At 62.0% G+C, this 20,702-nt stretch carries 20 protein-coding genes and 3 pseudogenes; 9 read left to right on the top strand and 14 right to left on the bottom strand.

Annotated features, from left to right (window positions below):
- Window positions 1–89 precede the first annotated feature (89 nt).
- The 3 genes from hpaE to LIY36_RS14080 are packed head-to-tail and all read right to left on the bottom strand — an operon-like array spanning window position 90 to window position 3,004.
- Entirely contained in the window at window positions 90–1,550 is a 1,461-nt protein-coding gene (hpaE, locus tag LIY36_RS14090; RefSeq protein ID WP_226456016.1) for a 5-carboxymethyl-2-hydroxymuconate semialdehyde dehydrogenase, read from the bottom strand.
- A gap of 22 nt (window positions 1,551–1,572) precedes the next feature.
- Window positions 1,573–2,337, bottom strand: coding sequence for a fumarylacetoacetate hydrolase family protein (locus tag LIY36_RS14085; protein WP_192300420.1), 765 nt, complete (start codon window positions 2,335–2,337; stop codon window positions 1,573–1,575).
- 10 nt (window positions 2,338–2,347) lie between these two features.
- Window positions 2,348–3,004 carry a fumarylacetoacetate hydrolase family protein gene (locus LIY36_RS14080; protein WP_226456015.1) on the bottom strand — a complete coding sequence of 219 codons (657 nt, stop codon included), beginning with the start codon at window positions 3,002–3,004 and terminating at the stop codon, window positions 2,348–2,350.
- A gap of 179 nt (window positions 3,005–3,183) precedes the next feature.
- Here LIY36_RS14080 and LIY36_RS14075 point away from each other — a divergent pair.
- From LIY36_RS14075 to LIY36_RS14065, 3 genes and pseudogenes are all read left to right on the top strand, one after another.
- A pseudogene (locus LIY36_RS14075) lies at window positions 3,184–3,504 on the top strand (energy transducer TonB); the annotation flags it as partial.
- Window positions 3,505–3,612: 108 nt separating this feature from the next.
- Entirely contained in the window at window positions 3,613–4,341 is a 729-nt protein-coding gene (locus LIY36_RS14070) for a hypothetical protein (RefSeq protein ID WP_226456014.1), read from the top strand.
- Complete coding sequence (locus LIY36_RS14065; protein ID WP_226456013.1) at window positions 4,329–4,970, top strand: hypothetical protein; 642 nt, start codon at window positions 4,329–4,331, stop codon at window positions 4,968–4,970. Before LIY36_RS14070 ends, LIY36_RS14065 begins: the two co-directional genes overlap by 13 nt.
- 44 nt (window positions 4,971–5,014) lie before the next feature.
- Here the strand turns inward: LIY36_RS14065 and LIY36_RS14060 are convergent.
- From LIY36_RS14060 to LIY36_RS14055, 3 genes and pseudogenes are all read right to left on the bottom strand, one after another.
- Window positions 5,015–5,128: pseudogene (locus LIY36_RS14060) on the bottom strand (LLM class flavin-dependent oxidoreductase); the annotation flags it as partial.
- A pseudogene (locus LIY36_RS27825) lies at window positions 5,120–5,242 on the bottom strand (LLM class flavin-dependent oxidoreductase); the annotation flags it as partial. The pseudogenes LIY36_RS14060 and LIY36_RS27825, both read right to left, overlap by 9 nt.
- A 26-nt stretch (window positions 5,243–5,268) precedes the next feature.
- Window positions 5,269–6,228, bottom strand: coding sequence for a sugar phosphate isomerase/epimerase family protein (locus LIY36_RS14055; protein WP_226456012.1), 960 nt, complete (start codon window positions 6,226–6,228; stop codon window positions 5,269–5,271).
- Between the two features lie 188 nt (window positions 6,229–6,416).
- Between LIY36_RS14055 and LIY36_RS14050 the strand changes: the two genes are divergently transcribed.
- Both LIY36_RS14050 and LIY36_RS14045 read left to right on the top strand, forming a co-directional pair.
- Window positions 6,417–7,439: a LacI family DNA-binding transcriptional regulator gene (locus LIY36_RS14050; RefSeq protein ID WP_226456011.1), complete on the top strand. Its 1,023-nt coding sequence runs from the start codon at window positions 6,417–6,419 to the stop codon at window positions 7,437–7,439.
- 104 nt (window positions 7,440–7,543) lie between these two features.
- Complete coding sequence (locus tag LIY36_RS14045) at window positions 7,544–8,320, top strand: ABC transporter substrate-binding protein (RefSeq protein ID WP_226456010.1); 777 nt, start codon at window positions 7,544–7,546, stop codon at window positions 8,318–8,320.
- A 170-nt stretch (window positions 8,321–8,490) separates the two neighbouring features.
- On the opposite strand, the gene LIY36_RS14040 is transcribed toward LIY36_RS14045, so the two are convergent.
- From LIY36_RS14040 to LIY36_RS14025, 4 genes are all read right to left on the bottom strand, one after another.
- Window positions 8,491–9,120, bottom strand: coding sequence for a helix-turn-helix transcriptional regulator (locus LIY36_RS14040; protein ID WP_192300874.1), 630 nt, complete (start codon window positions 9,118–9,120; stop codon window positions 8,491–8,493).
- On the bottom strand, window positions 9,120–10,253 hold the full coding sequence (locus LIY36_RS14035) for an NAD(P)/FAD-dependent oxidoreductase (protein ID WP_226456009.1): 1,134 nt from the start codon (window positions 10,251–10,253) through the stop codon (window positions 9,120–9,122). The genes LIY36_RS14040 and LIY36_RS14035 overlap by 1 nt, the downstream gene beginning before the upstream one ends.
- Window positions 10,250–11,194: an ornithine cyclodeaminase family protein gene (locus LIY36_RS14030; RefSeq protein WP_226456008.1), complete on the bottom strand. Its 945-nt coding sequence runs from the start codon at window positions 11,192–11,194 to the stop codon at window positions 10,250–10,252. Before LIY36_RS14030 ends, LIY36_RS14035 begins: the two co-directional genes overlap by 4 nt.
- 68 nt (window positions 11,195–11,262) lie before the next feature.
- Entirely contained in the window at window positions 11,263–12,201 is a 939-nt protein-coding gene (locus LIY36_RS14025) for a LysR family transcriptional regulator (RefSeq protein ID WP_226456007.1), read from the bottom strand.
- A gap of 122 nt (window positions 12,202–12,323) precedes the next feature.
- Between LIY36_RS14025 and LIY36_RS14020 the strand changes: the two genes are divergently transcribed.
- The 3 genes from LIY36_RS14020 (at window position 12,324) to LIY36_RS14010 (ending at window position 15,155) form a co-directional block, all read left to right on the top strand.
- Window positions 12,324–13,823 carry a CoA-acylating methylmalonate-semialdehyde dehydrogenase gene (locus LIY36_RS14020; RefSeq protein WP_226456006.1) on the top strand — a complete coding sequence of 500 codons (1,500 nt, stop codon included), beginning with the start codon at window positions 12,324–12,326 and terminating at the stop codon, window positions 13,821–13,823.
- A 232-nt stretch (window positions 13,824–14,055) separates the two neighbouring features.
- Window positions 14,056–14,721: a hypothetical protein gene (locus LIY36_RS14015; RefSeq protein ID WP_226456005.1), complete on the top strand. Its 666-nt coding sequence runs from the start codon at window positions 14,056–14,058 to the stop codon at window positions 14,719–14,721.
- A gap of 101 nt (window positions 14,722–14,822) precedes the next feature.
- Entirely contained in the window at window positions 14,823–15,155 is a 333-nt protein-coding gene (locus LIY36_RS14010) for a hypothetical protein (protein ID WP_226456004.1), read from the top strand.
- Between the two features lie 130 nt (window positions 15,156–15,285).
- On the opposite strand, the gene LIY36_RS14005 is transcribed toward LIY36_RS14010, so the two are convergent.
- Together LIY36_RS14005 and LIY36_RS14000 are read right to left on the bottom strand one after the other, a co-directional pair.
- Complete coding sequence (locus tag LIY36_RS14005) at window positions 15,286–15,582, bottom strand: DUF6124 family protein (RefSeq protein WP_226456003.1); 297 nt, start codon at window positions 15,580–15,582, stop codon at window positions 15,286–15,288.
- A gap of 468 nt (window positions 15,583–16,050) precedes the next feature.
- The gene (locus LIY36_RS14000; RefSeq protein ID WP_226456002.1) at window positions 16,051–17,466 is read right to left on the bottom strand and encodes an MFS transporter; all 1,416 of its coding nucleotides are present in this window, start codon (window positions 17,464–17,466) and stop codon (window positions 16,051–16,053) included.
- Window positions 17,467–17,554: 88 nt separating this feature from the next.
- Here LIY36_RS14000 and soxR point away from each other — a divergent pair, with 88 nt between their 5' ends.
- Window positions 17,555–18,007, top strand: a complete 453-nt coding sequence (soxR, locus tag LIY36_RS13995; protein WP_226456001.1) for a redox-sensitive transcriptional activator SoxR — start codon at window positions 17,555–17,557, stop codon at window positions 18,005–18,007.
- A gap of 5 nt (window positions 18,008–18,012) precedes the next feature.
- Here soxR and LIY36_RS13990 read toward each other — a convergent pair whose 3' ends face one another.
- Together LIY36_RS13990 and xylG are read right to left on the bottom strand one after the other, a co-directional pair.
- Window positions 18,013–19,149, bottom strand: a complete 1,137-nt coding sequence (locus LIY36_RS13990) for a sugar ABC transporter permease (RefSeq protein ID WP_226456000.1) — start codon at window positions 19,147–19,149, stop codon at window positions 18,013–18,015.
- The gene (gene xylG / locus LIY36_RS13985; RefSeq protein ID WP_226455999.1) at window positions 19,150–20,697 is read right to left on the bottom strand and encodes a D-xylose ABC transporter ATP-binding protein; all 1,548 of its coding nucleotides are present in this window, start codon (window positions 20,695–20,697) and stop codon (window positions 19,150–19,152) included.
- Between the last annotated feature and the right edge of the window lie 5 nt (window positions 20,698–20,702).

The following is a 20,702-nucleotide window of genomic DNA, read 5'->3' as shown; positions in this document are numbered from 1 at the left end:
CCCGGATTCTTGTGATTGGTCTGCGCGAAGGTGGCCGGTGACCCTTGCCGGTTTATAAACCCGGCAGGCTCACGATAGCGAGTCGATCCTCACACCCCCCAGCGCGGAATGTGATGGCTGCCCATGGAGATGCAGATGTTCTTGGCTTCGGTAAACACCTCGAAGCTGTATTCGCCGCCTTCACGCCCGGTGCCCGAGCCCTTGACGCCGCCGAACGGCTGGCGCAAATCGCGCACGTTCTGACTGTTGATGAACACCATGCCGGCTTCGATGCCGTAGGCCAGGCGATGGGCCTTGCCGATGTCCTGGGTCCAGATGTAGGAGGCCAGGCCGTACTCGGTGTCGTTGGCCAGGCGCAGGGCTTCGGCCTCGTCCTTGAACTTGATCAGGCACACCACCGGGCCGAAGATTTCTTCCTGGGCGATGCGCATGCGGTTGTCCACGTCGGCAAACACGGTGGGCTGGATGAACTGGCCCTTGGACAAGTGCGCCGGCAGATTGGCCGGGCGTTCCAGGCCGCCGGCCAGCAGGTTGGCGCCTTCTTCGATGCCGATCTTGATATAGCCGGTGACCTTGTCGTAATGGGCCTGGGTGATCATCGAGCCGACCTGGGTCTTCGGGTCTTGCGGATCGCCGACGATCAGGCGCTTGGCGCGTGCGGCGAACTCGGCGACAAAGCTGTCGTAGACGGTTTCCTGGATAAAGATGCGGCTGCCGGCGGTGCAGCGTTCACCGTTCAGCGAGAAGATAGTGAACAGCGCTGCGTCCAAGGCGCGATCAAGGTCGGCATCGTCAAAAATCAGCACCGGGCTCTTGCCGCCCAGTTCCATCGAGTACTTTTTCAAGCCTGCGGTCTGCATGATCCGCCGCCCGGTGGCAGTGCCGCCGGTGAAGGAAATCGCGCGCACATCGGGGTGGCGTACCAGCGCATCGCCGGCCGTTGCGCCGTAACCCTGAACGACGTTGAGCACGCCGGGCGGGATGCCGGCTTCCAGTGCCAGGCGCCCGAGTTCATTGGCGGTCAGCGGCGACAGTTCGCTCATCTTCAGCACCGCTGTGTTACCCAGGGCCAGCGCGGGCGCGGTCTTCCAGGTGGCGGTCATAAACGGTACGTTCCACGGCGACACCAGCGCGCAGACCCCCACCGGCTGGCGCAGGGTGTAGTTGAGCATCTGGTCGTCGACCGGGTAGCTGTGGCCGTCCATGCGCGTGCAGACTTCGGCGAAGAAATCGAAGTTATGCGAGGCACGCGGGATCAGCACGTTCCTGGTCTGGTGGATCGGCAGGCCGGTGTCGAGGGTTTCCAGTTCGGCCAGGTTCGGCACGTTCTGCTCGATCAACTCGCCGAGCTTGCGCATCAGCCGCGCGCGCTCCTTGGCCGGGGTGTTGGCCCACTTGGGGAAGGCCTGCTTGGCCGCCGCGACGGCCAGGTTGATCTCCTCGGCACCGCCGCTGGCGACTTCACCCAGGGCTTCGCCGGTGGCCGGGTTGTAGTTGGTGAAGGTGTCGCGGCTCTCGACTTCGCGGCCGTTGATCCAGTGCTTGATCATGCTGTGCTCTCTGTTGTTGTGTTCAGCCGCGCGCGGCAAAGAATTCGGATTCGCTGACGATGCGATTGACCAGGCGGCCAACGCCTTCGACTTCCACCACCACTTCATCCCCCGGCACCACATCGGCCAGGCCTTCGGGCGTGCCGGTGGCGATCATGTCGCCGGGTTGCAGGGTCATGAAGCTGGAGAAGTATTCGATCAGGTAGGGGATGTCGAAGATCATGTCGGCAGTGCTGCCTTGCTGCTTCAACTCGCCATTGATCCAGGTGCGCAGGGTCAGTCGCGACGGATCGGGCACGTCGGCGGCGTCGACGATCCACGGGCCGACTGGGGTGGTGCAGTCGCGGTTCTTCACGCGCAGGTTGGGGCGGTAGTAGTTTTCCAGGTAGTCGCGGATTGCATAGTCGTTGCACACCGTGTAGCCGGCCAAATAGTCCAGCGCGTCCGCCCGCTTGACGTTGCGTGCCGGTTTGCCGATCACCGCCACCAACTCGCACTCGTAGTGCATGTACTTGACGTTGTCGGGGCGCCAGGTCACTTGGTTGTGGCCGGTGTAAGTGCCCGGCGACTTGATGAATGCCAGCGGTTCGGTGGGCGCGTTGAAGGCCAGTTCGGCGGCATGGTCGGCGTAGTTCAGGCCCAGGGCGAACATGCTGCCCTCGGCAGGCGGCAGCCATTGCACCTGATGTTCGGCGAGCAGGCGGCCATCGGCGAGGCGCACGGCGTTGTCGGCTTCTACGGTGACGGTGTGGATCTGGTTCTGATAACGGATGCGTGCGTGTTTCATCGGTGATTCCTCACTCGGCCACGATTGAGTTGCGCAGGCGACCGAGGCCGCTGATTTCCACCACGACGTCATCGCCGGGCACTACATCGACGCGGCCTTCCGGGGTGCCGGTGATCAGCACGTCGCCTTCATGCAGGGTCATGAATTCGCTGAGTTCGGCAATCAGCCGGGGAATGCTGCGCACGAAATTGGCAGTGCTGTTTTCCTGGCGCACTTCGCCGTTGACCAGCAGCTTGAGTATCAGGTTGTGGGTGTGCGGAACATCGCGGGTGGGGATCACCTCGCTGCTGAGTGCACAGAAGCCATCGCGGCACTTGGCTTTGACGGCGGGGCGGTAGTAGCTGTCTTCGGGCAGGCTGAATTCGTTGACGATCAGGTAGCCAGCGACGTGGGCCAGGGCGTCCTGCTCGGCGACGCGGCTGGCGGTCTTGCCGATTACCACGCCCAGCGCCGGGCCGGGTTGCAGGCGCTCGCCGGCGGGGGCGGTCACGGCTTGGCCGTCGGTGGTGCGGGTGTTGGGGGTCTTGATGAACAGGACCGGTTTTTGCGGTGGCTGCTGGTAGGGCGGTTGGTTGAATTCGGCCAGTCGGCTTTGCAGCAGACCGGTGTAGTTCAAGGCAACGCCGAACAAGGTGCCTGTGGCGATTTCGCTGGCGGCGCGGGGCATGCGGATCTCCTGAGTCTGGCTGTGTTGGTTAACATGTTAATCTTATGATTAAGATGTTAACAATGCCTGGGTGGGATTTTTTTCAGCAGGTCAAGTCAGCGGCGAAAAGATCAATCGCAGCCTGGTCGACGTGTTTGCCCGCACGCCCGGTGTGTATAGCCAGGCTGGTAACGAAAGATTCGCCCAAGTACAAAGTCTCGGTGGGCGGCATCTACCGCTTCAACGAGCATTTGATCTTGAACACCGACGTTACGTACCAGAGCACGGCGCCGTCGGAGTATGAGTTCGACACGGCAGGCAAGGTGACGGGCGAGCGGCGCAGCGACAACTCTGTGCTGGCCAACTTCAGCGGTGAGTACAAGGTCACCAGGAATGTGGCGGTGTCGGGCTTTGTGAAAAATGCTTTCGACAAGGAATACGTGACCAACAACCGTGGCGGCGACATTATCGACGCGGGTGCGCCGCGTACGTTTGGGGTGGCGGTGCGTTACGACCTGTAAGTGGGGTTGGCAGATGTGTTGGCTGGTCTAACGTCATCGGGGGCTTGCCCCCGATGAGGGTGTTACCATCGCCGGCACTTCTCAGTTGTCCGAGGTTGATCATCCACGATGCTGCACGCCTTCACGCAGAACAAAAGCCGCTTGTATCAACGCTATCGCGGGATTCGTGACGGCGAAGAAAAACGCATCGCCGCCGAAGACGAAATCACTTCATTGATTTTTTCGCCACTGGCGTTTTTGCCGGATGTGGCCATTGGTGAATTCTGGCGGGCGTTGGTTGAGTATCGCGAGAAGGCGCTGCCACTGCCATTTCCGGATGGTGTGGTGAGTACCGCCAGCATGGATTTCTGGCTCAAGGATGGGATTGAGCCGGACCTGGTGGTGCGTTTGCACTGGCCGTGCGGAGCGTCGCGAACGTTGATCGTGGAACTGAAATGGCGCTCGCCGCTGAGCCCGCCTGATCAGCTCCAGCAGCAGTGGACGCAGTACCTGAGCGCGGCTGAGCGCGCGTCGGCCTATCACCTGTTCATCGCGCCGGACGTCAGTGCCGGGGAGAGTGCGCTGAGCAATGACGTATGGAACGGCAGGCTCATGCTGCGGCCCTGGCATCAGGTCGCGGACCTGTTGAACGCACTGGACGGCCCGCTGCAAAAGTGGGCCCGACAAGCCTGCGCATTTCTGAAACTGCTGCACATTGCGCCCTTCAGCGGTTTCTCGAAGCTTGCCGCGCCCGAGCTCCCTGAAGCCTTGCCTGGCCAGCCGTTTTTCTGGGCGGGCTTTTCCGGTTTTGATCATCTGACGCCGCCGAATCTGGAGCACTACCCATGTCTGAAATAGGCCAATCGATCCGCAAGGCACAGATCTTTCTCATTGAGGTCGGCGAGGAATGCACGCGGCTGGCGACGGCGATCAAGGCTGAGCTGAGTCGTGCGTTGCATCAGGAGCTGGCAGCGGATTTTTGGACGCCTGCAACCTGGTCTTCGCAGTCCGGCATCTACGATGCCGAGAAGTGGGTACGGCAGGAAATGGGCTACTCGATGCCGATATACCGCAAAGGCAGCAATGACATTTACGGCTATCTGGTGTTGCAGATCAGCCTGAGTGGTTTCGGGACTGATGTGCCGGGTAACGTTGAGCCGTTGGTTCACGTTGGCTTCTGGGCAACGCCTTTGGTGCTGCCAAATTACGGGTTCTATTTTCCGGTCGAGGTGGAGGGCCTGGCTGTGATTGTCGACCACGGCCGTCTGATCCGCTGGCACTGTGACGACTTCGAAGGATATGAAGATGAGTGGACCTTCAGCGTGCTACTCACATCGTTGAACAGCCCCCCCGATGTCCACAGATGTGTGACTTGTCCTGTCGTCGCCCAATTAACCAACGGTGACGTAGCGCAGGCCTTGCAGCAGGCGAGGGCGGTGCGCTACAGCGACCGGGGCAACGGCAATCTCGTCGTCATGGCCGACTGAGCCGAAACGGCCCCCGTTGCGCGGGCCGTTGCACTCACTGCCGCTCAACGAAACGCCGGCACCACATGCTTGATAAACCGCTCCAGCGACTTTTTCTTCTCGGCATGGGGCAAGCTGTTGTCGCACCAGAAACTGAACTCATCCACCCCCAGCTCCTGGCCACCGGATGAGGCCGGCCTGCCGCCGGCCATGCGGTCGAACTCGACCTGATAGGCGCCACGCGCCAGGCCGACTTCCATGCGGCTGTTGCTGGTCACATCGAGCAACGCGCATTATCGCCAAACGGCAGTGAGGGGGCTCAGATCGCCTGAGGTTTGAAATCGCTGGCCGCCACCGGCATCACCCCTTGCAGCAGCGCCACAGATTTCTCCAGGCCTTCGAGGCTGTTGAGCAGCACATCCTCGTGTTCGATGGACAGCCAACCGTCGTAGCCGGCCATTTTCAGGCGATAGCAGAACTGCCGCCACCACTGCTCGCCATGGCCGAAACCGAGGGTAATGTAGGACCAACTGCGTGCCGACACGTCCATCAGCGAGCCGTTTTCCAGCAGCGAATCCACCGCCTGCACCGGCGTGTTGAGCAGGGTGTCCTTGGCGTGCACGTGGTACAGCGCATCGCCCAGGGCATCGGCGGCGGCCAGTGGGTCGGCACCCATCCAGAACAGGTGCGACGGGTCGAGGTTGGCGCCGATCACCGGGCCGATGGCGTTGCGCAGCTTGAGCAGCGAGCGCACGTTGAACACGCACTGGCTGCCGTGCAATTCGAGGGCGATGCGCTCCACGCCGTGGGCCTTGGCCAGGTCGGCGATCTCGCTCCAGAACGGCAGCAGGCGCTCTTCCCATTGGTAGCGCAGGATGGTTTGCGTCTCTGGCGGCCACGAGGCTACGACCCAATTGGGCATGCGGTCGCCGGCCTGGCCTTCGGGCAGGCCGGACATGGTGCACACGGTCTTGATCCCCAGCTCACCGGCCAGGCGAATCGTGTCCTTGAGGCACTGCGCCTGCTCCGGCTGGGTCGGATGCAGCGGGTTGCCGTTGGCGTTCAGCGCGATGATTTCCAGGTTGTGCTGCTCGAAACTGCGGGTGAAATCGCGGCGGGCGGCGTTGCTGTCGAGCATGTGCTTGAGGTTCAAGTGTGGCGCGGTGGACCAGCCGCCGGTGTTCACTTCCAGGCCGGACAGGCCCATGCGTTCGGCGTGCTTGAGCACATCGCCCAAGGGCAGGTTGCCCAGGGTGTCGGTGACAAATCCCAGTTTCATAGCGCGATTCCTGACGGAGTGTTGTGGTTGTTGTGAGGCGATTATTCGCAGCGACCACGCCGTGTTCAAGGCTGAGCAAGGGCAAAGTCTGATGTGAAAACCATCAAATAGGGACGCTTAAAAAACTGCATAAATAGAGGTTTGCGGTTTATAACGGAGGGTATTTACATCATTCAGGATGCGCCGCCATGCCTCAGCAAAGCTCCACGCAACTCTGGAAGGGCCCTACCGTGGAGCAGATCGCCAGGGTTGCCAGGGTCGGCGTCGCTACCGTGGACCGCGTACTCAATAACCGCGCCGGGGTGCGCGAAAATACCCGGCTCAAGGTGCTGGCGGCGTTGGACAAGCTCAAGCAGGACCTGGCCAACGGCACGGCCACCCTGCATATCAAACTGTTCTGTGAGTCGGGGGAAACCTTCAACGCCACGCTGGCCAGTGCGCAGGAGGAGATCAACAGTTCGACCCCCGGCGTGGTGGTGCACGGCAGCTACGTGCCGAGCAATCAGGTCGATCCTGCGGCATTGGCCGACCAGGTGCAGGCCGACGGCGCCACGGCCGACGGTGTGATAGTGGTGTGCCGCGAACACCCGGCGATCAATCGTGCCATCCGCGCCTTGTGTCGCCAGGCGATCCCCGTGGTCTGCCTGACCACGGACCTGCCCAACTCGGGGCGCAGTGCCTATGTGGGCAACGATCAATATGCGGCCGGTAGCGTCGCCGGACTGTTGATCGGCAATCGACTGGCGCGGCAGAGGGCCAAGATCCTGCTGGTCACGAGCATGGCGTTTCGCTGCCAACAGGAGCGGGAGATGGGCTTTCGACGGGTGCTGCGCGCGGAGTTCCCGCACTTGAAAATCGACGAGCGAATGATGTCCGACGACAGCCCGCAGACCACCGCCGAGCAGTTGCTGCGCTATTTCTCCAAGCACGACTACCCGGCGGCAATCTACAACGTGGCCGGCGCCAACCGTGGCGTGGCCCAGGCCATCGGCACGATTCCCGCCGAGCAGCGCCCGGTATTCGTCGGCCACGAGTTGACCGGGCATACGCGGGCGATGCTCGAATCCGGGGTGATGGACTACGTGGTGTCCCATGATTTCGTCGGCGAACTGGCGGCGGCGGTGCGTTGGATTCGCGGTGCGCGGGAAGGGGCGCGGGCCGCGCCGGCGTTTACCCGGGTGTTGGTACACACGCGCTACAACTGCGATTGACGATGAAGACGTAAAAGTCCAGTATGGAATTATAAGTACAAAACAGTTGCAGCAGCGCTTTCTTCTCTCTTGCCAAACCAACAACAACCCGCGAGAACCTCATCATGAAGAAACTCCCCCTCATCACCGCCCTGGCCTTGGGCCTGCTTGCGTCCTGCCCGTTGATGGCAGCCGAGAAAACCCTGCGCATCGGCATTGAAGCGGCGTACCCACCGTTTGCCTCCAAGACGGAAAAAGGCGAGATCGTCGGTTTTGACTACGACATTGGCAACGCCCTGTGCGCGCAGATGAAGGTCAAGTGTGTGTGGATCGAAGGTGAGTTCGATGGTCTGATTCCGTCCCTCAAGGTGAAGAAAATCGACATGGCCTTGTCGTCCATGACCATCAATGAAGACCGCAAGAAGTCGGTGGACTTCACCCACAAGTACTATTTCACCTCGTCGCGGCTGGTGATGAAGGACGGCGCGGTGGTGGATGACGGCTACGCCAGCCTCAAGGGCAAGACCATCGGCGTGCAGCGTGCGACCACCACCGACCGTTATGCCACCGAGGTATTTGAACCCAAGGGCATCACCGTCAAGCGCTACAGCAATAACGAAGAAATCTACATGGACCTGGCGGCCGGTCGGCTGGATGCGATCTTTGCCGACACCATCCCGCTGAATGACTTCCTGCAGATGCCTCGGGGCAAGGGCTATGCGTTTGTCGGGCCCGAGCTGAAGGACCCGAAATACGTGGGCGAGGGCGCGGGGATCGCGGTGCGCAAGGGCAATGAGGCGTTGGTCACGCAGTTGAACGCGGCGATTGACGGGATTCGGGCGAGCGGTGAGTACCAGAAGATTTCGCAGCAGTACTTCAAGTCCGACATCTACGGCGATTGATGCCTACACAACCCGGCACCCCCTATTGTAGTGAGCGGGCTTGCCCGCGCTGGGCGGCGCAGCCGCCCCAAATCCAGGCTCCTCGGTCTTCCTGAAACACCGCGGTGGATCGTTTGGGGCGGCTGCGCCGCCCAGCGCGGGGCAAGCCCGCTCACTACGACCGAGGTGCCTCAATGGCCTTTCAATTCCTTGAGGTGTTTGTAGACCGTCGCCCGCCCCATGCCCAGCACGTTGGCCACGTAGTTCGAGGCGCTCTTGCCTTTGAACGCGCCCTCGGCATGCAGCGCCAGCACCAGTTCGCGCTTGTGGTCGCGGGTCAGCAGGTTGAGGCTCAGTTGCCGCTCGCGCATCCAGGCATGCAAAAACGTGTTGATGCGCTCTTGCCAATCATCGCGAAACAGCGAGTCCGGCTGTGGGATCAGTTTGCTCGGCGAGAGAAACAGGTCCAGCGCCGCCTTGGCGTTTTCAAACAGTGAAATATTCAGGTTGATGCACAGCACCGCCAGGCGCCGACCTGTGTGGTCGTGCAGCACGGTGCTCAGGCTGCGAATTTTCTGACCATCCCAATTGAGCTTTTCGTACGGGCCGATATTGACGTCGCTGATGTCGTCACTGAGCATGTCCTCCAGCGCCGAGTCGTCGCCAATTGCCCGTTTCGACAGGTTGTTGGCGATGTAGTCGACCTTTTGCGAGCGCAAATCGTGCAGCACTGCTTCGGCGTGGGGAAAAAACAGCGTGGCGATGGCGTCGGCCATCGCCCGGAAGTTCTGCATGATCTGTTCTTGTTCGGCGCTGTTCATCAATGGGGCTCCAGGCGTGCGGGGGAGAGCATACCAGCGTCGAGGCCGAACCGCGTCAGTGGCTCCGGCAATGGCGCCCCGCGCACCAGCGCCGCGCTGGCCTGGCCCATGGCCGGGGAAGTCTGGATGCCATACCCGCCTTGTGCTGCCACCCAGAACAGGCCGGGCACCACGGTATCGAAACCTGCAAGCAAATCGCCATCCTGCACAAAGCTGCGCAGCCCGGCCCAGGTACGCGTCGGGCGGCGGATGGTCAGGGTGGTGGCTTCTTCGATCTGGTAGATGCCCATGGCGATGTCCAGCTCTTCGGGCTGGATGTCCTGGGGTTCGACCGGGTCGGCGTTGGCCGGCGAGCCGAGGAACATGCCGGCGTCGGGTTTCATGTAGAAGGATTCGTCCAGCGCCACCAGCATCGGCCAGTGGTGGCTGTCGACGCCTTCGGGGCCGGCAAAGATGAAGGCCGAGCGGCGCTTGGGTTGCAGGCCGATAGGCGCGGCGCCGGCCAGCGCACCGAGCCTGTCGGCCCAGGCACCGGCGGCGTTGATGATGACGGGCGCGCTGTAGGTGGTATCGCCGGTTTGCACCTGCCAGAGGCCGGCGGCGTCACGGCTCAAGCCGATGACGTGGCTGTCGGTGCGCACCTCGCCGCCGTTGCGGCGGATGCCACGCAGGTAGCCCTGGTGCAGCGCGTCGGTGTCGATGTCGCTGGCGGTCGGGTCGTACAGCGCGCCGTGGACTTTTTCGCGGCGCAGAATCGGCATTTTCGCGCAGGCTTCGTCGGCGCTGAGCAGTTCAACCTGTGCCACGGTCGCCTTGGCGCTCAGGTACTGGGCGTTCAATTCGGCCGCGTCGCCGATAAAGTCGACGGTGATTTCGCCCCGTGGCGTCAGCAGCGGGTGTTCGCAGAAACCCGGCGGCGGGTTGTCGAAAAACGCGCGGCTGGCCAGGGTCAACGCGCGCACTTGCGCGGTGCCATAGGCGGCAGTGTAGAGCGCCGCCGAACGCCCGGTGGAGTGATAACCCGGATGGCTTTCACGCTCCAGCACCAGCACCTTGCCGTGCGGCGACAACCAGAAACCCGTGGACGCGCCGGCAATGCCGCCGCCGATGATGATGAAATCTGCGTGGCTCATAAGTGTCTCCAGAGTGCATTGGCCAATGCGATGTCTTCCAGGCCCAGGCCGATGGAGCGGAAGAATACGTGACGGTCGTAGGACGGGCGCGGTACGTGTTCGCTGAGCAGTTCGGGCAGGTCGCCGACGATGTGGCGTTTGTCCCAGCCGTGCTGTTCGGCGGCGATGAGCATTTCCCCGGCCGAGCCTGGGGTGGTCTGGCGATAGTCGCAAAATACCTGCATGCCGTTCAGGGATTCGGGTGGTACTTCGTGGGCGCGCGGGGCGTTGGTGCTGATGGAGGTGATCAACGCCGGCTTGCCCAGGCGGCTTGGATCGATCACCGGCCCGGCGGATGAGGTGCACAGCAGGATCACGTCGGCGTCGTCCACAGCCGCATCGCACGTAGGCGCGATGGTCAGCCGTGGGTCCAGGCTGTTGAGGTGGGCGATGGCCTGCGGTGCAGCTGCGCCCAGGCTTGGCGAAAATGCGCGGATGCTTTGCCAGTCCCGGAGGTTTTTCACGTAATGCAGATGCGCCTGGGCCACCTTGCCACTGCCGATTATCGCCAAGCGCCGTGCCGACAGAGGCGCCAACGCCTCCACCGCCAACGCGGTCGTTGCGGCCGTGCGGGCGGTGGTCAACTCGGCGGCATCGCACAGCAGCAGGGGTTGGCCGGTGTGCATCGACATCAACAGCGTCCACGCCGTCACCAGTGGCCCCTGTTCACGCACGATATACGGTGAGGTCTTGACGCCATAAACGCCTTCCTCGGCCAGCACGCCCAGGTAGTTGATGAAGTCGCCGGCACCCTGTGGAAATTCGACTAACTGTTGCGCCGGCTGCACCGCCTGCCCGGCGGCCAGGTCGCGGAACAGCTTGTGCAGGATCTGCGGTACATCGACTTGGGCGAGCAGCTCGCGGGCCTGGGTTTGGTTGATCACTTGAGGCGTGCTGGGCATGGGATGCTCCGTGATTAAACTAATTTGTCCATTATGGACTATTGGTTCTATCCGGCAAGCGCTAAACCTCAGCCTGTGAACCTGAATCCGCCCGACAGTTTGTCCTTCAAATACCCGACCAACACACTCACTGACTTCGGCACATGGGGCGAATACGGCCGGATCAGGTAAATCTCATCGGCAAACGCGCCCTTGAGCGTCCAGTCCTTGAGCACCTGCACCAACTTGCCGCTGGCCAGCGCGGCATGCGCGCTGAAATCCGGGAGCAGGGCGATGCCCAGGTGATTGAGGGCCGAGTCTCGCAGGGCTTCGCTGTTATTGGTGGCGAAACTGCCGGAGATCGGCACCGTGAGGCGTTCGAGGTGTTTTGTGCCGCGCTCGAAGGTCCAGGCGGGCTGGTCGGTGCCGCGTGGGTAGAACAGGCAGTTATGCGCGGACAACTCGCCCGGCTCGCGGGGTTCACCGTGGCGTTGCAGGTAGTCTTGGGTCGCGACCAACACCGAAGTGGTGTCGCACAGCTTCCACGCCACATGGGTTTCCGGCACCTGGAAACCATGGCGCACCGCCAGGTCGTAGCCTTCGGCAGCGAGTGAACTCAGGGCGTCGGATACGTCCAGCTGGATACGCACCTGCGGGTACTGCTGCAAAAAGTCCGACAGATGCGGCACCAGTTGCTGACGAGCGAAGGCCACCGGCGCGGTCAGGCGCACCAGCCCGCGAATCTCTCCGACCGAGTCGCGCACCGACGAGAAGCTGCGCGCGATTTGTGCGTAGGCGCTGCGTACTTCGCGGGTCAGCGACAACCCCGCGTCTGTCAGGCGCACGCTGCGTGTCGTGCGGGTGACCAGGCGGGTGCCGGTGGCTTTTTCCAGGTCGGAAATGCGCTGGCTCACAGCGGACTTGCTCACACCCAGGCGGGCGGCGGCGGCAGTGTAGGTGCCTTGCTCTTCCAGTACTGACAGCCAGTGGATATGGGTCCACAGCCCTTCGATCTCAGCCTTTTCCATGATGGGATTGTTCGCGTATGTGGACAATAAGTTCAGGATTCTGCTCTGGTTAGGAACAAAGCGAAAGCCTATCGTGTGTCTGACTTACTGACCTGCATGCTACCCACCTGGGATCTACTGCCATGACAACTACAATCGAGCACTACATCAACGACCAGCGCGTGTCCCGCGATGATCGTTATCAGGACGTCTTCAACCCGGCCACCGGTGAAAAGACCGGCCGCGTCGCCCTGGCCAGCCGCCAGACCGTGGCCGAAGCCGTTGCCGCTGCCCAGGCCGCCTTCGCCGGTTGGGCCGACACCCCGCCGATCCGCCGCGCCCGCGTGCTGTTCGAGTACCTGCACCTGCTGCGTGAACGCAAGGACGACCTGGCGCGCATCATCGTTGCCGAACACGGCAAGGTGTTCACCGACGCCCAGGGCGAAGTGGACCGTGGTATCGACATTCTGGAGTTCGCCTGCGGTATTCCGAACCTGCTCAAGGGCGAGTATTCCGACCAGGTTTCCCGTGGCATGGACAACTGGACCATGCGCCAGCCGCTGGGCGTTGTAGCGGGCGTGACGCCGTTCAACTTCCCGGTGATGGTGCCGATGTGGATGTACCCGATTGCCATCGCGGCGGGTAACACCTTCATCCTCAAGCCAAGCCCGACTGACCCAAGCGCGTCGTTGTTCATGGCCGAGTTGCTGCATGAAGCCGGGCTGCCAAAAGGCGTGTTCAACGTGGTGCAGGGCGACAAGGAATCGGTCGACGCCTTGATCGAACACCCGGACGTCAAGGCAGTGAGCTTTGTCGGCTCGACGCCGATTGCGCAATACATCTACGAAACCGGCGCCCGCCACGGCAAGCGCGTGCAAGGCCTGGGTGGCGCGAAAAACCACATGGTGGTGATGCCCGACGCCGATATCGAAAAAACTGTGGATGCCTTGATGGGCGCGGCCTACGGCAGTGCCGGCGAACGCTGCATGGCGATCTCCGTGGCAGTGTTGGTGGGCGATGTGGGTGACAAAGTCATCGCCGCCCTGACCGAGCGCGCCAAGCAACTGCGCATCACCGATGGCCGCGATTTGAAAGCCGAGATGGGCCCGATCGTGTCCCGCGCGGCCCTGGAACGCATCAGCGGCTATATCGAACAAGGCGTGCAGGCCGGCGCACAATTGCTGCTAGATGGCCGTGATTACGTGCCGACCGAAGCCGGCCTGGAAAATGGCTTCTGGCTGGGCGCGACGCTGTTCGACCACGTGACCCAGGAAATGAGCATCTACCGCGAAGAAATCTTCGGCCCGGTGCTGGCCTGCGTGCGCGTGAGCGACTTCGGCGAAGCGGTGAAACTGGTCAACGAACACGAATTTGGCAACGGCGTGAGCTGCTTTACCCGCGACGGCAACATCGCCCGCGAGTTTGCCCGGCGCATTGAAGTGGGCATGGTCGGCATCAACGTGCCGATCCCGGTGCCGATGGCGTGGCATGGTTTTGGCGGCTGGAAGAAAAGCCTGTTTGGCGACATGCATGCCTACGGCACTGAGGGTGTGCGGTTCTACACCAAGCAGAAGTCGATCATGCAGCGCTGGTCGGAGAGCATCGAGCAAGGCGCCGAGTTCGCCATGCCGGTCTCCAAATAACTGAAGCCTGTACGCGGTTCAACATGTGGGAGCGGGCTTGCCCGCGATAGGGGTGTGTCAGCCAGCCAGTTTGGCACTGATGCACCGCTATCGCAGGCAAGCCAGCTCCCACACTTTTTTCTGCGCCTGGAACGGCGCGCAGGTCTTGGCTTCTCTTGCTCTACTTGAAGGAACTTGGCACGCTCACCCAGCGAGCGAACACAGTTAAGTCAATCAATAGGGAAATGCCACGTTGAGCTGGGTAAAATTCGGAGTATTGCTGGCCTTGCCGGGCGCGCTGCTGTCAGTCCTGAGCATGTACATGGTGCTCAAGGACGACAACAAACTCGAGGCCGATCTTTCCTACCAATACGACAGTGCGCCACGTCTCTTCACCGAGCGCTTGGACACGGTTAAGGAACACCTCGATTACACGCGCCTGTATGACGACATCAAGCATGCCGGCAACGGTGCCCTCAGCCACGAACAGATCAACAAAATTGTTGACCTGAGCCAGGCCCCCTATCTGGCCGTGTTCGACGCGCCGTTCGAAAGGGGACCTGACAACTACCCCGTCAGGCTGTTGATCACCCTCAGGAACACCGGCAGCAAGGTGATCAAGGAAGTGCACATCAAGCTACCTGAGAAAGGCGTCGTTCAGATCCGCGACGAATCACGTATCGATACCCTCAAACCGGATTTGCTGAGCAGCGTGGAGATTCCGGCGATTGTGCAAAACGGCGTCTACCGGATCTGGATTTATTTTCAGGGTGATCTGAAAACGCTCATGGAGAAAGACGTGCACATCGGCTACAGCGATGGCGTGGCACAGGTTCGAGTCTCTGAGGAGGTCATTGGCCTCGACGCGTATATGGCCCGATATGGGGTTTTCTGGTTGTCTATGTTGACGCTGGTTTAGGCGTTGCTGGTCGCCCTCTACATGCTGGTTTCAACTTATAAAGAAGATGAAACCAGCCCGGCGTCACGATAAATGACTATCCCCGTCCACTGGAGAATGCGTTGAAAGCAATCATGGGTATCGCCTTGTTGGGCTCGTTGCTGGCGGGCTGTGCGCCGTCTCACTCGGCATGGACGGGCGTCAGGAACGCGTTTGTCGGCACGCGCTTCGATGCCCACCTCTATGACGACTGCAGACGCGGCTGTGGCGACTCCTATTGGTCCCCGGTCAACAAGAACAAAGTCTATGACCAGGTTGTGAAGGAGGGCGATGGCCAGCGCTACTTCGTGACCTGGATCCGCGACTGTCGATACTCTGTGCTCGTATCGGGTGAGGGCGTTATCCAGTCGTGGCGCTATGAGAATGAAAACCGTAGCAGCTGTTACATTTTTTGATCGTTCCCCAAATAACCAAAGCCTGTACGCGGTCACACTGTGGGAGCGGGCTTGCCCGCGATGAGGGAGTGTCAGTTAGCCTGTTTGGCACTGATAGACCGCTATCGCAGGCAAGCCAGCTCCCACATGTTTAAACGAGTTTCAGGCAGTTGATGGAGCGATCCACCGTGGTGCGGGCAATCTCCAGCAGGTGCCACACCGCCAGAATCTTCGCCCGTTCGGGGCTCTCCAACTGTTCGCCACAATCCAGCGCTGTCGCCGAAGCACTGTCCAGCAAACTGGCGGTGTAGAGCAGGGCGTCTTCGAAACTCAGGTCTTCGTTGACCGAGTGGAAGCCTTGGGCTGGCAGGTAATGGTCGATGGCGCGGTTGAAGGCGGCGCGGTCTTTGGCGGGGTCGATGGGTGGGTCGGGTAGGGCTTTGTTCATGGTGTAACTCCTATTGGGCAATGGAGCTACCGTCAACGCTGCTAAACGTGGGTGGTAGCTGTACGCGGGTTAGCAGACCGGTCAATAGGAAAACCAGCGCACCCGAAGGTGCCCCGCGCACAGCCACCATAAATGCAGATGTGAACCGTGTGCCTATTGAAGTCAGGCTGCTAAACCCGGTCACTGAATTGGCAGTGACGGACCGCAGACTAGCCACCGATTCCAGCAGGCACAAGGCGGCGGGGATTGTCTCGGAAACGTCCCGCAATTTAAAGCGACACGACTTGCTGGCCCTTTACGAACCATGACAAAACGCCAGTAACCCCAATTGGAACACGGTCAAAAAATGTGGGAGCGGGCTTGCCCGCGATGAGGGCGTGTCAGTCAGCCGGTTTGGCACTGATAAGTCGCTATCGCAGGCAAGCCAGCTCCCACACAAGCCAGCGCCCACACAAGCATCAGCAGCCACTAACCGATCAGTCGAACCACCGGCCTGGCAATCAGCACACCCACCACCGGTGCCAGCGCAAACAGCCCAAACAACCACACCGCTGCGCTTGCCGTGCCTTCGATTCCGCCGGGGTCGGTGAGCCCCGCGATGTTCGCGACCATGCCCGCCAGTGCTGCGCCAAACGCGGTGGCGAACAGTTGCACCGTGGTAATGGACGCAGAGGCCAGGTCCTGTTCGCCGGCGGGCGCCACTTGGAACACCCGGGTCAACAAGTGCGGCCATGCCAGGCCCACCCCCAGGCCGATCAGGATCAGGGCCACGCAGATCGGCACAAGCGTCTGAGCATCGCCGTGGCTTTCGCCAGGCATCAGCAGCGCCAGCGCCAGCATGCCCACCACACCCAGGATCGGTCCGGCGAGGATTGCCCGGCGAACATTCGCGCCCGTTATGCCTGCGCTGGCGATTGAGCCCAGCGTCCAGCCGGCCGCCATCAGTGCGGCAAGGTAACCGGCCAGCAGTGGCGACTGGTGGTGCAGGACTTGAAGAAACAGCGGTACAAAGATTTCGCCACTGGTGACGGCAACCGCCAACAACGCCATCGTGGCGTACAGCGCGCCAAGTGCAGTGGTCAGCCGAAAGGCGCCGGCGGGCAACAGTCGATGGCGGGCGCGGCTTTCCGTGATGATCAGCAGGCCAGTGAACAGGGCGGCCGCTGCGAGCCCCAGCAGGTTTGGGGGCAGGGTGGCAGAGACACTGCCGGCCGACACCGCCAGTACCGCCGCCGTCAGCCACCCCAACTGCGTGATCGGCAACGGTGTTGGCTCAACGCGCTCTGTACTGCGCCCAGGCAGTACGGCGGCGGCCAGCACGGCGAACAACCCGGCCACTGGAATCAAGGACCAGAACGCCGCCCGCCAGATGCCCATTTCGGCGAACACGCCGCCCACCGCGGGCCCGACCAGCGTTGCGACGCCCCACATCCCCGAGACCAACGCCATCGCCCGTGGCCACAAGCGTTCATCGAAGACCAGGCGAATCATCGCGTAGGACAGCGCAAACAAGAACCCGCCGCCCAGGCCCTGGACCAGCCGTCCGACCAGCATCACCGGCATGGAAGGCGCAAACGCGCAGGCCAATGCGCCGCCGGCGAACACCAGGCTGGCAAACAGGTAAGCCCCGCGCGGCCCCAGGCGGCCAAGCAGGCGCGCAGACAACGCCGACCCGAGGATCGAGGCGGCGACAAACAGCGTGGTGTTCCAGGCGTAATAGTCGATGCCGCCGATGTCCTGCACCACTGACGGCAAAATGGTGGTGGCGATGTAGACGTTGATCGCATGCAGCACCACGCCGCCTGCCAGGGCCAGTGAGCGTACGCCGTTTGCACCGGACAGCAAGGCGGCCCAGTTGGAGGGAGAGGTTCGCGCTGTGTTCATGGAGACTCCATGTCAAAGGAATGAAGGCTTGCCAGGGCAAGCCGACACTCTTTATAAGACCTCATGTGTAGATGAGGTCAAGGCGCCCATGGCAGCGAAAATCGATGTGCACATCCCCCTCGGGGTCGGCGAAGTGGCGCGGCGTAGCGGGGTGACCGTGGCGACCGTGCATTTTTACGAAGCCAAGGGTTTGATCCACGGCCAACGCAGCCCAGGCAATCAGCGGCGCTACCACCGTGACGTGCTGCGCCGCATTGCGGTGATCAAGGTGGCGCAGCGCGCGGGGATTCCATTGGCAACCATCAAGGCGGCGCTGGAAGAACTGCCGTTGGGGCGACCGCTGACGGCCAAGGACTGGACGCAGCTGTCCACGCGTTGGCGCGACCTGTTGAATGAGCGCATCAACAGCCTCACCCAACTGCGCGACCAGCTCGACGGGTGCATCGGCTGCGGGTGCCTGTCGCTGGCTGACTGCCCGCTGCGCAATCCGGGGGATCGGTTGGGGCAGGAGGGCGACGGGGCGGTGTTATTGGGACAATAAAGCCCTCAGCGCCGGCCGGTGCGCGTACTCACATCCACCCACACCGCCAACACCAGAATGCTGCCCTTCACGATCATCTGCCAGTAACTGTCCACGTCCAGCATCGACATGCCGTTGTCCAGGCTGGTAATCACCAACGCCCCGAGCAACGCGCCATACACCGTGCCCGAGCCGCCGCGCATCGAGGTGCCGCCGATAAAACACGCGGCGATGGCATCCAGTTCGCCCATATTCCCCGCCGACGGCGAACCGGCCGCGAGGCGTGCGGTGTTGACCAGCCCGGCGAGGGCACACATCACGCCCATGATGCCGAAAATCCACAACTTCACCGCCTGCACGTTGATGCCCGACAGCCGCGTGGCTTCCATGTTGCTGCCCACTGCATACACGCGGCGGCCAAACACGGTCTGGCTGGTGACGTAGCTGAATACGCCGAGCAACACCAGCAACAACAGCACCGGCACGGGAATGCCGTCGTAGCTGTTGAGGGTGGTGACGAACCCGGCGAGCACGGCGCCGATCACCGCTATACGCAGCAGATCCCGCGCCAGCGCGTGCGCCGCCAGGCCATGCAAGGCGCGGTTGCGCCGCTGTTTCCAGGTCAGGAACACCGTCAGCGCAAAGAGCAACACCCCGAGCCCAATGCCCACCGAATGCGGCAAATACCCCTGGCCCACATACACCAGCGACGGCGACACCGGCGCAATGGTCGTGCCCCCGGTAATCCCCAGCAGAATCCCGCGAAACGCCAGCATCCCGCCCAAACCGACGATAAACGACGGGATGCGCAGATAGGCCGTCATATACCCATTGGCCAGGCCAATCATCAGCCCGCACAGCGCCACCAGACTCAAATTGGCCAGCAACGGTATGTGATAAACCACATCCAGAATCGCCGCCAACCCACCCAGCAATCCCAGCAGCGAGCCCACCGACAAATCGATCTCGCCGCTGATGATCACCAGCACCATGCCGCACGCCAGAATCCCGGTGATCGACATCTGCCGCAGCAGGTTGGACAGGTTGCGCGGCGTGAGGAACCCGCCCTCGGTCTGCCAGCTGAAAAATACCCAGATCACCGCCACGGCAATCACCAGGGCGAGCATTTTGTAGCGGCTGAACAGTTGTTTGACCTGATTCATCTACGCGGTCTTCCGATCATTATTATTGTTGTGGCTGAGCGCGGCGGCGAGTACCTGCTCCTGGGTGAGCCCGGCGTTGAGGAAGTCGCCGCGCAGCTGGCCTTCGCCGATCACCAGCACGCGGTCCGATACGCCCAGCACTTCGGCCAGTTCCGACGAGACCATGATGATCGCCACGCCCGCAGCCGCCAGCGCGCCCATCAGTTTGTAGATCTCGTACTTGGCGCCCACGTCCACGCCGCGCGTGGGCTCATCGAGGATCAGCACCCGCGGCTTGGCCATCAGCATCTTCGCCAGCACGGCCTTTTGCTGGTTGCCACCGGACAGGCTGGTGATCGGCAGGAACGGGCTGGAGGTCTTCAGGTGCATGCGCGCGATTTGCTGGTCGATGCTGCCCAGTTCGGCTTCGGCGTCGATGCGCGTCAGGTGGGCGTAGGTGTCGAGCACCGCCAGGGTGATGTTCTGGCCCACGCCAAGATCGGGGATGATGCCTTGGCGCTTGCGGTCTTCGGGCACCATGCACAGCCCGGCGCGGATCGATTTGAGCGGTGTGCGGGTGTCGATCACCTCACCGTCCAGCCACACATCGCAGCTGTAGCGACCGGGGTAGGCGCCGAACAACGCCGAGACCAGTTCCGTGCGCCCGGCGCCCACCAAGCCTGCAATACCGAGGATTTCGCCGCGCTTGAGGGCAAAGGAAATGTCGTCGACGCGCTTGCGCTTGGGGTTGTCGACGTCATAACAGGTGACGTTGCGCGCCTCGAAAATCACCTCGCCGATGTCGTGCGGCTCGGTGGGGTAGAGGTTGCTCATCTCGCGGCCGACCATCTGCGTGATGATCGTGGCGATGTCCATGTCGGCCATGGCGGTGGTCGCGATGTGCTTGCCGTCGCGGATCACCGCGATGGTGTCGCACACCGCCGCCACTTCATCGAGCTTGTGGGAGATGTATACGCAGGCCACGCCCTTGGCTTTCAGGTCGCGGATGATGTCCAGCAACACCTCGATTTCCGAGCGCGTCAGGGCCGAGGAGGGCTCGTCAAGGATCAACAGGCGCGCGCGTTTATTGAGGGCCTTGGCGATTTCCACCAGCTGCTGGTAGCCGCCGCCGTACTGCGACACCGGCAGCGACACGTTCATGTCCGGCACCTTGAGCTCGCGCATCAGGGCTTCGGCGCGATGGATCATCGCCGGGTAGTTCATGCGCCCGCCCGGCAGGGTCAGCTCATGGCCCATGAAGATGTTCTCGGCCACCGACAGGTCGGGCACCAGGGTCAGTTCCTGGTGGATGATCACGATGCCGGCGGCCTCGGTTTCGCTGATGGATTGGGCCTTGAGCGGTTGCCCGTGCCAGAGGATTTCACCGTCCCAGGTGCCGTGGGGGTAGACCGCCGACAGCACCTTCATCAAAGTGGATTTACCGGCACCGTTCTCGCCGCACAGGCCGATGCATTCCCCCGGCCGCACCTTGAGGTCGATGCCGTTGAGGGCGTTGACACCGCCAAAGCGTTTGACGATGCCGTTCATTTGCAGCAGGTAGTCGGCCATGGCGG

Source organism: Pseudomonas sp. AF03-9, assembly GCF_020515815.1.
GTDB lineage: Bacteria > Pseudomonadota > Gammaproteobacteria > Pseudomonadales > Pseudomonadaceae > Aquipseudomonas.
The sequence above is the reverse complement of the archived record's forward strand: the minus strand, read 5'-3'. Positions and strand labels throughout refer to the sequence as shown.